11 protein-coding genes are annotated in these 13,153 nt (G+C 54.8%); 1 reads left to right on the forward strand and 10 read right to left on the reverse strand.

All coding sequences use genetic code 11. From position 1 onward, the window contains the following. Window positions 1-141: 141 nt before the first annotated feature. Window positions 142-1,530 carry an MATE family efflux transporter gene (locus ACLU9Q_RS08625; protein WP_302591910.1) on the forward strand — a complete coding sequence of 463 codons (1,389 nt, stop codon included), beginning with the start codon at window positions 142-144 and terminating at the stop codon, window positions 1,528-1,530. 30 nt (window positions 1,531-1,560) lie between these two features. Here the strand turns inward: ACLU9Q_RS08625 and ACLU9Q_RS08630 are convergent, their stop codons facing one another. The 10 genes from ACLU9Q_RS08630 to ACLU9Q_RS08675 all read right to left on the reverse strand — a co-directional run bounded on the left by ACLU9Q_RS08630 (window position 1,561) and on the right by ACLU9Q_RS08675 (window position 13,152). Further along, window positions 1,561-2,304, reverse strand: a complete 744-nt coding sequence (locus tag ACLU9Q_RS08630) for a hypothetical protein (protein ID WP_296838714.1) — start codon at window positions 2,302-2,304, stop codon at window positions 1,561-1,563. Beyond that, window positions 2,301-4,130 (reverse strand): hypothetical protein, encoded by a 1,830-nt coding sequence (locus tag ACLU9Q_RS08635; protein ID WP_302591909.1) that lies wholly within the window; start codon window positions 4,128-4,130, stop codon window positions 2,301-2,303. The genes ACLU9Q_RS08630 and ACLU9Q_RS08635 overlap by 4 nt, the downstream gene beginning before the upstream one ends. Further along, window positions 4,127-4,774, reverse strand: coding sequence for an ATP-binding cassette domain-containing protein (locus tag ACLU9Q_RS08640; RefSeq protein WP_296906802.1), 648 nt, complete (start codon window positions 4,772-4,774; stop codon window positions 4,127-4,129). The genes ACLU9Q_RS08635 and ACLU9Q_RS08640 overlap by 4 nt, the downstream gene beginning before the upstream one ends. Before the next feature lies 1 nt (window position 4,775). Next, a complete protein-coding gene (locus ACLU9Q_RS08645; RefSeq protein WP_296906799.1) occupies window positions 4,776-5,504 on the reverse strand; it encodes a hypothetical protein in 729 nt (242 codons plus the stop codon). A gap of 2 nt (window positions 5,505-5,506) precedes the next feature. Further along, window positions 5,507-6,457: a hypothetical protein gene (locus ACLU9Q_RS08650; protein ID WP_296906796.1), complete on the reverse strand. Its 951-nt coding sequence runs from the start codon at window positions 6,455-6,457 to the stop codon at window positions 5,507-5,509. 1 nt (window position 6,458) lies between these two features. Further along, complete coding sequence (locus tag ACLU9Q_RS08655) at window positions 6,459-8,096, reverse strand: DUF6034 family protein (protein ID WP_412625015.1); 1,638 nt, start codon at window positions 8,094-8,096, stop codon at window positions 6,459-6,461. 113 nt (window positions 8,097-8,209) lie between these two features. Continuing rightward, complete coding sequence (locus ACLU9Q_RS08660) at window positions 8,210-9,622, reverse strand: sensor histidine kinase (protein WP_412625016.1); 1,413 nt, start codon at window positions 9,620-9,622, stop codon at window positions 8,210-8,212. Further along, window positions 9,619-10,284, reverse strand: coding sequence for a response regulator transcription factor (locus tag ACLU9Q_RS08665; RefSeq protein ID WP_296839004.1), 666 nt, complete (start codon window positions 10,282-10,284; stop codon window positions 9,619-9,621). The genes ACLU9Q_RS08660 and ACLU9Q_RS08665 overlap by 4 nt, the downstream gene beginning before the upstream one ends. A gap of 170 nt (window positions 10,285-10,454) precedes the next feature. Further along, window positions 10,455-11,120, reverse strand: coding sequence for a UDP-N-acetylglucosamine pyrophosphorylase (locus ACLU9Q_RS08670; protein WP_296906789.1), 666 nt, complete (start codon window positions 11,118-11,120; stop codon window positions 10,455-10,457). Continuing rightward, window positions 11,098-13,152: a DNA topoisomerase gene (locus ACLU9Q_RS08675; RefSeq protein WP_412625017.1), complete on the reverse strand. Its 2,055-nt coding sequence runs from the start codon at window positions 13,150-13,152 to the stop codon at window positions 11,098-11,100. The genes ACLU9Q_RS08670 and ACLU9Q_RS08675 overlap by 23 nt, the downstream gene beginning before the upstream one ends. Window position 13,153 lies beyond the last annotated feature (1 nt).

The following is a 13,153-nucleotide window of genomic DNA, read 5'->3' on the forward strand; positions in this document are numbered from 1 at the left end:
ATCATTTGTATTTTCAACACTTAAGGTATATAATTCTTGTTGAACTTCCCGGAAAACTATGGTAGACTATGTTCCATGCGCCGTACACAGATGGCGCACACGCTAAAGAAGATAAAAATATGAAAAAGGATTTGAGGATTTATGAACTTAAGTAAACTTTTCGGAGACCGCAAATTTTACCGCTCTATGCTGACAGTTGCTATTCCGATCATGATACAGAACGCTATCACGAATTTTGTGGCAATGCTCGATAATATCATGGTAGGACAGGTCGGCACGGTGCAGATGTCGAGCGTGTCCATCGTCAACCAGCTTATTTTTGTTTATAACCTCTGCCTGTTCGGCGGCACCTCCGGCGCCGGGATCTTTACGGCGCAGTTTGTCGGCAAGGGCGACCACCAGGGCATCCGCTATACGATGCGCTTTAAAATCTGGATCGGCGCGATCATCTCCATCCTTGCCCTTCTGATCTTCGGCTTTGGCGGAGAACCGCTGATCGGTCTTTATCTGAAGGGACAGGCGCAGGCAGGGGAAGCTGCCAGTGCGCTTTCATACGGAAGAAGCTATCTTTCCGTGATGATGGTAGGGTTGATCCCTTTCTGCCTCACCAACGTATACGCCTCCACTCTGCGCGAGAGCGGCGAGACAATGCTGCCGATGAAAGCGGGCATCACCGCCGTGCTTATTAACCTCTGTCTGAACTATGTGCTTATTTTCGGACATTTCGGCGCACCGGCGCTCGGCGTTACCGGCGCGGCGATCGCGACCGTCATCTCCCGCTTTGCGGAGTGCTTTATCGTTGTCGGCTGGACGCACCGTCACCGCGAGAAAAACCGCTATATCGTCGGACTTTACCATTCGCTGCGCATCCCGGCGAAGCTGACGCGCGACATGATCGTAAAGGGAACGCCGCTGCTTTTAAATGAGACGCTCTGGTCCGGCGCGATGGCAATGCTGCTGCAGTGCTACTCCATCCGCGGTCTTTCGGTAATCGCGGCAATGAACATCAACAGCACCCTGTCGAATATCTTCAATATTGTATTTATCGCCATGGGAAACACCGTCTCGATTCTGGTCGGACAGCTTCTCGGCGCAGGCAGGATCGAGGAGGCAAAGACGGCAGCCAGCCGCATGATTGTTTTTTCTGTGCTCTGCAGTCTGGCGACCGGGCTTCTGATGGCCGCTTTCCACGGCGTATTTCCGCAGTTTTACAATACCACGCCGGAGGTTCGTGAGCTTGCGAGCCAGTTTATCCTGGTGACGGCGCTGCTGATGTTTTTACCGGCGTTTACAAACGCCACCTACTTCACGCTGCGCTCCGGCGGCAAGACGCTGCTCACCTTTTTCTTTGACTGCTTCTACGTGTGGATCGTCAACATCCCGCTCGCCTACTGCCTGTGTCATTTTACCGACATCCCGGTGGTGCTGGTCTACCTGACGGTGCAGGCGTCCGAGCTTCTTAAATGCATCATCGGCTTCGTGCTCGTCAAAAAGGGCATCTGGCTGAACACGATCGTAGACGAGTCATAATGCGGACTTCTCATATTTTACAAATCGCAATTAAGCAGGATTCTCCCGGAAACCTCCGCTCACGGAAAATCCTGCTTTTTCCATAATCTCTTTTGCTTTTGCGGCGTTGCCCTCCCCTTTAATCTCCAACAGCACGCCGCTTACCCGCGCCTGCTCTCCCCTGCTGCGCATCCAGCGCTGCATCAGCGCGGCGTCCATGTAGACGCCCTCTTCCTTTACGATCGCCAAAAGCTGCGCCGGTTCCCCCACAGCTTCCCCGGCGGCGTAGTTTTCCGGCATCTCCGCACTTTCGGGGGTCTGCGCCGCCTCTGTTTTCAGCGTGATCTGCAGATCCTCATACGTCTTGGCAAGCGCCTTTGCCTGCCGCTCGCTTATCATCTCCCCGTTTTCATCCGACAGTCCTGCAAAAAAGCTCTCCCCGACCGCCAGAAGCGGCGCGCTCCCGGCAGCCTTCTCCCCGGCGGAGAATAACGCCGTCAGCGGATACTCTGAAAAATCCACGCCGGTTATGGTGACTTTTGCCGAATACTGGTTCACCCCGATCTCACATTCCCGCTCAAACAGCGCCCACCGCTTCTGAAAGCCCGGCAGCTCCTCCATCTGCGCAAGCAGATCCGCCGTGATTTCCTTCCCCGGAAGAGACACCCGCAAAAATACCGGCGTCTGCTCCTTTTTCAGCGCGCTTCCAAGCTGAAATGCCAGAAAAATGAGAAGCGCCGGCGCCGCCAGAAGCAGCCGTGAATACAAATTCTCATACCATCTTCTCAAATTCATCCGCTCTGCTCCTTTTTCTTCGCCGCTATCAGATCCGCCAGGCGGTCGCGGCTTCTTTTCAGGCGCAGTCCGAGAATCGCAATGATCAGAAGAAACAGAAGCACAAGAAGCACCAGCACCGCGCCATACCATTCATTTGTCTGCACAGTCTCCTTCTCCACCGTCAGCTCGACGATCTGCGGCTTTTCGATCACCGTTGTAAATTCCTGTGTCTGGGTGTAAACCTCCCCATCGGCGTCCTCGTAGGTGAGGGTAAGCGTTCCCGCCGTCTGCCCGTAAGCGCTCTCCTCCGCCTCCGCATCGTACTGCGAGATAGATTCCATATTTTTATTTCCAACATAGATGCGCATAGAGCCGTCAAAAACCGCGCCTGCCTCCACGTTTCCGGCGGTCACCGCTTCCGTTGCGAACAGACCAGGCGCGTTCAGCTCGATGCGCGCCTGGTAGATAGCGGTCTTTCCGGTATTGCGGATCCGCACCGCCGTCTCCACCGTTTCCTGCGAATAAACCTTCGACGGAAGCGCAAAGTCCTCCAGCACCGCCTGCGCCGGCTGATAGATTTCCAAAAAAACGTCCTCCGAAGCATTGTACACGGTTCCCTTTTCATTCTCATATTCAAACGAAAACGTCACCGCCTGCTGCCCGGATTCTGCCCCGACCGCGGCTGCTGCGCCGGTGGTTAGCGTGATCGTTTCCTGCGGGTACACCCTGCTGAAGTAAAAGGAGGTCGTTGTCAGCGAAAGACTGTTATCCGCCGGTTTTAAAGTCACTTTTAAATTATAGATACTGTCGCTCTGGCTCGTGTTGGCAAAGACAGTCACAAATTCCTTTTCCAGCCCCGCCTGGATACGCTGACCGGACAGACTGTTCGATTTCAACAGAAGCTTTGGCTGGTGATAAATCTTTTCCGTCTCAGCCGCGCCGCCGTAATCTCCGCCGCTGTAGCTTCCTCCACTGTACCCTCCGCCGCCCGTATAACCGCCATCCGCCGGCAGCGCCGACGGATCCTCCGTATCCGGCTCGGTCTGAGGTTCCTCTGTATCCGGTTCCTCGGGCGTCACCGGTGTGACCGGCTCATCTGGTCCACCGGGCTGCGGTTCTGTCGTCGGCGTATTGGGCTGCGGCTCCGTGACCGGCTCATTGGGCTGCGGCTCCGTGACCGGCTCATCATGTCCTGGCTCGTTGCCAGGCGTATCCGGTTCGGGCGGATCGCCGCCCGTTCCATCCGCAATGGTAATGTACAGCCGATAAGCGCCCTGCACCGAAGCGCCCGTTTCCGTATAGCCCGACGCCTGCACGATCACCGGGTATTTTCCGTTTTTGCGCGCCTTCTCCAGAATGATATCGCATTGGAATAAGTAGACCTCGACGCTCTCCTCAAAAAGACAGACCTCTTTTTTTACCTCCTTCTGAAAATTTGCGTAGACAAACGGCGCGTTTTCCGGCATGGAAATCCCTGCCGTCAGACGGTCTCCCCGCAATTCTTCCTGTGCAAGAAACGGCACGACCAGATGCACAGTATCGTTTTCCACAACCGGGATGTAGCCCTGCGCGTAGGAGGTTTTCATATTTTCATAGACATGCGCCGTGTCAATTTCCAGCCCGCCTGTTTCCGGGAGCGGACGCATCATAGCGCCGCCCGAAACCATCTGCCGCGCAGTCTGCTCTGCCGCGCAGCCGTCGTCCGGCATCTGCGCTGCCGCATAGCCGCCGGGCAGCTGCACACCCCCAACGCCGCTCTGCAAAACCAGCAGCGCGCAAAGAAGCATTCCCGCGCTCCGGCGCAGCCTTTTTGAAATGCGCTTCCCATACCTGTTTACGCTCATACCTTTTCGTTCACCTCCCTCAGCACTCCTGCGTCCATCTCGAAAACCCGGTCGCAGAGAATACGGATGTCCTCGCTGTTGTGGCTTGCCAGCAGGATCGTCTTTCCCTTTTCTTTTTCCTTTAAGATCAGCCTGCGGATTTCCTCCACGCCATGCCGGTCCAGTCCGTTGAAGGGCTCGTCCAGGATCAGAAATTCCGGTTCCTCCATGATCGCCTGCGCGATGCCAAGCCGCTGCCGCATACCAAGCGAGTATTTTGATACCGGCTTTTTTAAATCCGGATTCAGGCCTACGCGCAGCAGCACCTCCGTGATATCCTCCCGTTTCAGCTTTCCCCGCAGACCGGCAAGGATTTCCAGGTTCCGCCTGCCGCTTAAATTTGCAAGAAAGCCCGGCGTCTCGATAATCACGCCGATGCTCTCCGGGAAATCAATTTCCCTTCCGATATATTTCCCGCCGACCTTCACAAGCCCCTCGGTGACCGGAAGGAAGCCGCAGATGCATTTCATCAGCACGGTCTTTCCGGAGCCGTTGTTGCCGACGATCCCGTACACCTTTCCGCGCTCCATGGAAAAATCCAGCTTTTTCAGCACTTCCTCCTCCCCGAAGCACTTGCGCACATTTGTCAGTTCCACATAATCCATGTCAGATTTCCTCCAGTTTCTTATCCAGCGCCATTCTGTGCAGCGCCGCCATGCAGAGCGCAAGCAGGATCAGAAAGATCCACAGCGCATAGTGCTCCGGTCCCCAGTTATTTTCCGCCAGGATCCATTCCGACGGATCAACGCAGTACAGCTCCTCCAGATACCGCTGGCGCAAAATGATCCCGGCGTAAAATACGATAAACGGCAGGCCGAGCGCCAGATACGAAGAGCCGCTGACCGTCCCTAAAAAGGCGGCAAAATCGGCAAGCGCAGACGCGATCAGACAGACGCGGGCAAGCACCTGCAAAAGCTCCTGCAAAAGCTTCGGCTGCCAGATAAATACAGCCTCCCGCGCGAAAAAAAGCAAAAAAAAGAAGAGCGTCGCCAGAATCGCTGCCAAAAGCCACACCAGCGCGCCGGAAATCGTTGTCGTAAGGACACGGTCGCGGCAATACTCCGTTTTTGAGCGGCGCACGATCAGAAAGCGCAGAAAATTGCACTGCCGTTCCCTTAGATATTCCTCCGCGCACGGGAGCACTGCCGCGACCGGGAGCAGAAAAAGCGCCGTCTGCGATTTCAGCCCCTCTGTCGTCAGCTTCAGAAATGTGCCCGTCTCCAGCGCCCCGCCCTCTTTCAGCTCCGGCATCGCCGTTCCCAATACGATGCCGGAAAACGCCAGCAGAACCGCCAGGTAAAATCTCTTTTCGCGCAGCATTCTTGCAAAATCCATTGTCAGCCTCCCAGAAATGTGAAATTGTATCTGCGCAGCGCCCGCATGGATAAGAGATACATCAAAAAAAGCATTCCCCCAAAGATCAGCAGCGACTGCCCGACCGTCGGCAGATTATCGTACCCGAAATCATGCATTCCGTAGACGGCATTGTTCAGCGGACTGATCCAGCCGACAACGCTGCGCACACGGTACATCTCGTACTCCTCCATTCCCAGCAGCTTTCCGAGCACCTCCGGGTCCAGAAGGAATCCGTACAGGCTGTAGCCGAGCGCAAACATCATGCCGTATTTTCTGCCTGCCAGCAGATTGCCGAGCAGGATCAGAAAGCCGAGCGTCAGACTGTACCCGAGCATCAGAGCTCCCGCCTGCAGCATGCATCCGTAGGGGCTGATGCTCTCCATCACCTTCACGGTGGAGGGAACGTTTAAATCCTTTCCAACGGAGGAATAGCCAAGGATCGCCGCCGTCTCACTCCACAGGTTTCCCGCAAAGGAACGCTTCATGCAGAGCAGCACTGTCACCAGCAGGGTAAACCCCACATAGAGCGCCGTTACCAGCACGATGTAGAGAAACTGCGCCGCCAGCCACCGCCGCTTCGTCATGCGCATCAGATAAAACGGCGTGAAGGCGGTCAGCTTCGGCAGGTCGGAAAAGAGAAAGATGAGCAGCAGCGAGACGAGCAGGATCGCCGTCGCGTCCCCGAATGTCCAGATAAACGGCTCCGCCGCCTGCATACTCGTCCCGAAGCGCTCTGTCACCTCCATGACACGGCTGCTTAAGAGAAAGCAGATGATAATGCCAAGCAGAAACGTAATGACTGTGCGGGAATTCCGGAAAAACCCCATAAAATTGTAGCCGACCGCCGACCGTATCTGCCGCATTTCCCTGCGCCGTTTATTCAGGGCGCGTCTTTCTTTGCCCTCTGCCATCTGCGCTTTTTCTTTCCGCATCTTAGTAACCAAGCTCACGGTTGATCACCGTTCCGTCCGCCGCGTTCACCGTGAGACGGCTGAATGTCGGTTCTGCGGACACATTCGTATACTCCTGATCCTCGTACACTGCATAATCCACCATTTTGCCGAAGAAATCCCAGACCGGAACCAGCAAGCCGGAGACATTGTCCGCGCCCGGATCGTACACGCGCATATAACCGAGCGTCACATGGTCGATGTCAAACGCTTTTCCTTTCGAATATGTCATATCCGAGTTCTGGATCTGCAGCATACTCTCAAAAATCTTTGCGATCTCCGGAAAAGTCATCAGCTCCACGTTCGCCACCTGCTGCTCGCCGATCTCATAGAGATTGTTTATTTCCACATGCTGGATACCGTCTTTATTTACGGTAAACTGGATTTTTTCGTAGCTCCAGGTCTCCAGCGTGCTTTCCATTGACTCCAGACCGCCGCCCATCTGCATCTCGTCCGTTACCGGAAAGCCGTCGATGTCGCGCGTATAATCGACCTGATAACCGGCGTCGATGTACCGCGACTGTCCCGCTATATTCTCATCCATCTCTGTGCAAAGACTGAGCATTACATTTTTTGCGGAAAAATCACCGGAAAGCCCCAGCTTTTCCATATAGCCGTCCGCTATTTTCTGCGCTTCCTCCGGCGTAATCCCTGCCGTCTCCTCTGCCTTTTCCTCTGTCATGCCAAGTTCTTCCCAGGAAGCCGGTTTCCCGGTCAAAGCGGCCGTTTCCTGCCCTCCGGCAAAATCAACCGCATACCATGTGCGCGAAGGGAACCTCGCTTTATCATTCCCATAGTTTGTGATGTCAATGATCATCGGCATACTGGTGTAGCGCTTTAGCTGATAGCGGTAATTCTGTCCGTCCATCTCCACCATACCGATAAAATTATTTACCGAGGAATCACTGCCATCCTCCGAAACCTGAAAACCTCCGTCAAGCCCCGGCTTTACGGCGGTGCGCTCCGTCGTCTCCGGCGCTTCGGCATACGTCTGCTCCCAGGCGTCGATGTCCTGTTGGATGTCATAAAATTCCTCCGGGTTTTCTATACCGCTTTCCCGTGCGACCGCGATATAGCCGTAGGGATCGGTATTGCCCTCCGCCTGCCATGCCTTTAGCTGGTTCAGCCGCTCCAGAACCTCATCCTTCGTCATTTCATTATAGGTATATCCATTATACACCGGCGCGTCTCCAAAAAAGGCTTCCGTCACCTTGTCTATCCACTCCTGTGAAAAATCCATCTGCCCTACCTTATAGATAGAAATTTTGTCGACGGCGGGCACATCGACTCTGGCGCTGCAGTCCAGTGTAAAGGCGCCGTCCTCCGACTGCACCTGCGCCTCGTATTTTTCCGGCGCCTGCAGACGCGCAGCAAGCGCATTCGAAGCGCCGCTCTTTTCCAACCCGACCGACGCGCTCTCCTGCCCTGTATCTGCCTCCGCTCCGTCCGGTTTCACCTCCGACGGCGCAATAGTCACCGGCTCTTCTGTTCCCGCCTCTTTATAGCTGTCCGCGCTCTGTCCGCTTTTCTCCCGGACGATCGCCTGCTCCGGCGTGCTGGCGCAGCCCGTCATGACAGCAGCCGCGCAAAGGATCGCCGCAAAGCCTCTGGTTCTTCTCATCTTCCTTATCCTCCCCTTCTGGTCTTATGCACAGTGGTTTTAGCCTGCATCTGCTGTTACTATAGCAATTGTTCCATTGCCGTGTCCTCACTGAAATGTAACCAGAATGTAAATCATGAATTGCCCCAGCGCAGTCCGATCATGCTGCCCTCCCCGGGCGCGCTCTCTATGATCAGCTCGCCTCCGTGAAGCCTTGCAATCTGGCTGCAAAGTGCAAGACCAAGCCCGGCGCCCCCTTCTTTTCTGGAGCGCGATTTATCTACCATATAAAAAGGCTCTGTGATATGCCGGATTTCCGCCTCCGGGATCCCGCAGCCCTCGTCCCGCACAAAAATGCCTTCCCGCGCGGCGGTAAGCCAGAGCGTGCCGCCCTCTCTGCTCGCCTTTGCCGCATTGTCGATAAGGTTCGTGATAAAGCTCAGAAGCAGATCCTCATCCCCCTCGATCTCCTGCACGTCCGCCTGTATTTTCAGGAAAAGCCTCTTTTCCTGAAGTCGGCGGAAGATGAGCTTTTCCGCCTTTGCAAACAGCTCTGCCACGGATATGCTGCGCTTTTCAATGCTCTCTTCATCAGACAGCTCCACGATCTGCAGCATTTTGACCGACAGGCGTGACAGGCGTTTGCACTCTTCCTCGATGTATGCGAGCGCATTCGTCCGGCGCTCCGGTGAAAGCTCTACCTTCTGCAGAAGCTCCGCATAGCCCTGGATCGCAGTCATCGGCGTTTTCAGCTCATGAGAAAGAGCTCCAAGAAGCTGCCGCTGCTTTTCGTTTGCCTCTGAGAGCGCGTACACATGCTCCTGCACGCGGTCCGCCATGCGATTGAAGCTCTCCGACACCTCGCCGACCTCGTCCCGGCTCGTGCAGAGCACACGTTCCCCGTAATTTCCGTCCGCGATCACGTTCGCCGCCTCCCGCAGCCGGTAAAAGGGCTTCAGGATCCTTCGAAGAATCAGCGTGACCGCTCCCACCAGCAGAAGCGCAAGTGTCAGGGAAACCGCCGCTCCTCGCAGGAAAAGCGCCCAGCTGTCCGCATAAATATCCGAGATATCACGATAGCGGAGAATACGAAAGCCGGTATCCTCTGATTGCCAGTAGCAGATCAGCAGATGCTTTCCGCTTATCTCCTCAAGAAACAGGTGGCTCTGCGCCTCTTTAAAAATCCCAAGCGCCTTATCATAGCGCTCCCCGAAGGAGGAGATTTTTCCCTCCGCGTCAAATTCATAAGGCGTTGTATTGGCGAGCTCCTTCTCCCGGCCGTAGAGCACACTGTTTACTTTGCAGATATCGCGGAACACCGCGACCGCCCACTGCTCCTTCACGCGCTCATCCTCTATATATTTCTCCTGTTCCTTCCACTTGCTTTCAAATTCCGTTCCATCCGAAGAAAGCTTCTCCCACTCCAGGCGCACGGTATTTTCCAGGATCTGCCGCGTCGTCTCCCAAAGGTTCCAGGCGGCAAACACCTGGGACAAAAGAAGCAGCAGACCGGCTGCTGCTGCTGAAATTTTTGCAGATAGCTTCATGATTTATCCTCCAGACGGTAGCCGATGCGCGGCACCGTTTTGATAACGTCCTGAAAATCCAGTTTTTTGCGGATGCGCGCGATGTGGACGTCGATGGTCCGCGTCTCGCCCTCAAATTCCACGCCCCAGAGACTGCGCAGCAGCTCTTCGCGGCTGATCGCAATGTTTTTGTACTTTACCAGCAGCATCAGACAGTCAAATTCCATCGGCTTAAACGGGATCTCCACGCCCGCCTTTTTCACGATCCGCTCCTTCGGAAAAATCTCTACGTCGCGCACGCACAGGCATTCTTCCTCCTTCTGATAGCGGCCAAGCACCTTTTCCACGCGCACCAGAAGCTCCAGCATCTCAAAGGGCTTCACCAAATAATCCTCCGCCCCGTCCTTTAAGCCCCGCACCTTGCTCGGCAGATCGCCGCGCGCCGTGAGGAAAATGACCGGAATTTTCTTTGCCCGCAGTTCCGGCAGAAGCGCAAAGCCGTCCTTCCCCGGCAGCATCACGTCCAGGAGTGCAAGATCGTAATGTACGTCACCCTTTAAGTGTTCGCTCACCGCATCACCGTCGTAAAACGGCACCGCCGTATAGCCCGCCGTCTCCAGATTGATGCAGACCAGCTCGTTGATATGCTCCGCATCCTCTATCACCAGAATGTTTGCTTTCATCCGTAAATCCTCTCTGTCCGGCCCCGAAGGAGGGCGCTTTTATGTCATCTTGACATGATTTTATTACAAAAAGACCCTTTTTACAACCGGGAGGCTGTAACCATATTGTAAAAAAACAAAGCCCCCGGATATCCTTCCAGAGGCTCGTATAAGTGAAATACCGGAAGCTCCTAACGCTTCTCCACGATTTCACCTTTCTTTTTGTAGATACTGTTTGCCGGAATGACGCCGCGCACGCAGGACACCGGATATACCTGTGCGCCGCGTCCAATAACGGTTCCCGGATTGAGCACGGAATTGCAGCCGACCTCGACATTGTCGCCGAGCATCGCGCCGAATTTCTTCAGTCCGGTAGCGATCTGCTCTTCGCCGTCCTTCACCACGACCAGCGTTTTGTCGGATTTCACATTGGAGGTGATGCTGCCCGCTCCCATATGCGCCTTAAATCCAAGGATGGAATCACCCACGTAGTTGTAATGCGGCACCTGCACCTTGTTGAACAGCACCACGTTTTTCAGCTCGGTGGAATTGCCGACTACCGCGCCCTCTCCGACGATCGCATTGCCGCGGATAAACGCGCAGTGACGTACCTCAGCGTCTTTGCCGATGATCGCCGGGCCGTTGATGAACGCCGTCGGCGCTAACTTTGCCGATTTCGCCACCCAGACATTCTCACCGCGCTGCTCGTATTCCTTTGGATCAAGGGATGCCCCAAGCGCTAAGATAAAGGCGCTGATTTTCGGGAGCACCTCCCACGGATACACCGCGCCCTCGAACAGATCCTTTGCGATCGTCTCCTCTAAGTTGTACAGGTTACTGATTTTTGCTTTCTCCATTTTTCCTTCCTCCTGTTTTATGACTGCTGCCTTCGGATTTCTCTTTTTCTCTTTTGCCCTTTGCATCATAGAACTTCGCCGCGGCGTCGAACACGCTGCGCAGCTCAAGATGCATGTTGGTATTTAAAACATTCTCCGTCCGGCTGCGGACAAAGTTGTTTAGCTTCGTCATGTATTCGTCCGGTGTGATAGTGCCCTCTGCCACATAGGTCAATCCCTTCTCCCAGCTCGCCGTCAGCTCCGGATTCAGAAGCGAGCGGATGGAGCGCGCCACCACATCGAAGATCATCTCCCCAAGCAAGGTCGGCGTGAGAATCTGCGTCTTTTTGTTGAGGGCAATGTATTTGTTTGCGATCAGCTTTTTTAAGATCTCTGCTCTGGTCGCGCTGGTGCCGATGCCGCTGCCCTTGATCTGCTCGCGCAGCTCTTCGTCCTCGATAAGCTGCCCGGCGTTCTCCATCGCCAGGATCATCGAACCGGAATTGTATCGCTTGGGCGGGCTTGTCTCGCCCTCCCTGATCTCCAGTTTCTCCACCGGAAGAACCGCACCCTTTTTCAGAGCGTTCAGCGTCGCAAGAAGCGCCGCGTCCGTCTGCTCCTCCTTATTCTGACGGGTATCCGCCACCTTCAGATACCCCGGCTCCTCCAGCACCTTAAAGGAGGAAAAGAATTTTTCCCCGCCGATGACTGTCACCAGATTGATCTTGCGGTAGACTGCCGCCGGATAAAAGATGCTTAAAAATCTCCGGGCGATCAGCTCATACACTTTCGCCGACTGCGCCGAGAGCCGCTGCAGGGCGCCAAGCCCCTGCCCGGTGGGGATGATCGCATAGTGATCGGTGATCTGCTTGTCGTTCACATAGCGCGACCGGCTGATGCCCTTATAGGTCCCCGCCTCCAGCACCTCCTGCGCAAAGCTTCCGACCGCCGGACAGGAGCAGAGCCCTCTGATATTTTTATAAATTTCCTTCGCCACCGCCGTCGAAAGCACGCGGGCATCCGTTCTCGGATACGTCACCAGCTTTTTCTCGTAAAGCTCCTGCACGGTGCGCAGCGTCTCGTCCGGGCTGATCTTAAACAGTCTGGAACATTCATTCTGCAGCTCCGCCAGGTTAAAAAGAAGCGGCGGGTTTTTACTTTCCTTCTTGCGCTCAATGCTCTCCGCCACTGCCTTTAACGGCTGTGCGGCGCTGAGCACATCAATCAGCTCCCGGGCATCCTTTTTCTCTTTAAAGCCGTTTTCCTTATAAAGCTTAGGAGACTGAAAATATTTCGAGCCTTCCACCGCCCGGAATTCACCCTCAAATTCCCGTCCGCCGCAGACACAGGTGCTCACCACACGGTAAAACGGCGTTTTCACAAATTCCCTGATCTCCCGCTCCCGCCGCACCACCATGCCGAGCACACAGGTCATCACACGCCCGACCGAAATCACTGTATAGCGCGTGCCCTGGTAATTCGAGATGGCATTTCCATATTTTAAAGTGAGGAGCCGTGAGAAATTAATCCCCATCAGATAATCTTCCTTCGCGCGCAGATAGGCGGCATCCGCAAGGTGATCATACTCCGACAGATCCTTTGCCGTCTTAATACCGCGCAAAATCTCCTCCTCGGTCTGCGAGTCGATCCAGACGCGCAGGCGCTTCTTCGTCTCCTTTTTCACGCCCGCCTGCTGCTCGACCAGTCGGTAAATATACTCTCCCTCTCGCCCGGAGTCGGTGCAGACGTAGATCGTGTCCACATCCGCGCGGTTTAAAAGACCGCTCACGATCTTAAACTGCTTTTCCACGCCGGGGATCACTTCATACAGAAATTTTTCCGGCAAAAAAGGAAGTGTCGCAAGGCTCCACTTCTTGTATTTCTCATCGTATACCTCCGGATAGCTCATCGTAACGAGATGACCGACGCACCAGGTGATCACGGCGGTGTCGCTCTCCAGGTAGCCGTCACGGCGGGACGTATTTATCTTTAAAGCTTTGGCAAACTCCTGTGCCACGCTTGGTTTTTCTGCTATAAATAATGCTTTTGCCATA

Origin of the sequence: Marvinbryantia sp. (assembly GCF_047017445.1) — a bacterium.
GTDB lineage: Bacteria > Bacillota > Clostridia > Lachnospirales > Lachnospiraceae > Marvinbryantia.

Coding starts and splice junctions, on each gene's coding strand:
- ACLU9Q_RS08625 (WP_302591910.1), top strand. CDS start 142: ATGAACTTAAGTAAACTTTTCGGAGACCGCAAATTTTACCGCTCTATG.
- ACLU9Q_RS08630 (WP_296838714.1), bottom strand. CDS start 2,304: ATGAATTTGAGAAGATGGTATGAGAATTTGTATTCACGGCTGCTTCTG.
- ACLU9Q_RS08635 (WP_302591909.1), bottom strand. CDS start 4,130: ATGAGCGTAAACAGGTATGGGAAGCGCATTTCAAAAAGGCTGCGCCGG.
- ACLU9Q_RS08640 (WP_296906802.1), bottom strand. CDS start 4,774: ATGGATTATGTGGAACTGACAAATGTGCGCAAGTGCTTCGGGGAGGAG.
- ACLU9Q_RS08645 (WP_296906799.1), bottom strand. CDS start 5,504: ATGGATTTTGCAAGAATGCTGCGCGAAAAGAGATTTTACCTGGCGGTT.
- ACLU9Q_RS08650 (WP_296906796.1), bottom strand. CDS start 6,457: ATGCGGAAAGAAAAAGCGCAGATGGCAGAGGGCAAAGAAAGACGCGCC.
- ACLU9Q_RS08655 (WP_412625015.1), bottom strand. CDS start 8,096: ATGAGAAGAACCAGAGGCTTTGCGGCGATCCTTTGCGCGGCTGCTGTC.
- ACLU9Q_RS08660 (WP_412625016.1), bottom strand. CDS start 9,622: ATGAAGCTATCTGCAAAAATTTCAGCAGCAGCAGCCGGTCTGCTGCTT.
- ACLU9Q_RS08665 (WP_296839004.1), bottom strand. CDS start 10,284: ATGAAAGCAAACATTCTGGTGATAGAGGATGCGGAGCATATCAACGAG.
- ACLU9Q_RS08670 (WP_296906789.1), bottom strand. CDS start 11,120: ATGGAGAAAGCAAAAATCAGTAACCTGTACAACTTAGAGGAGACGATC.
- ACLU9Q_RS08675 (WP_412625017.1), bottom strand. CDS start 13,152: ATGGCAAAAGCATTATTTATAGCAGAAAAACCAAGCGTGGCACAGGAG.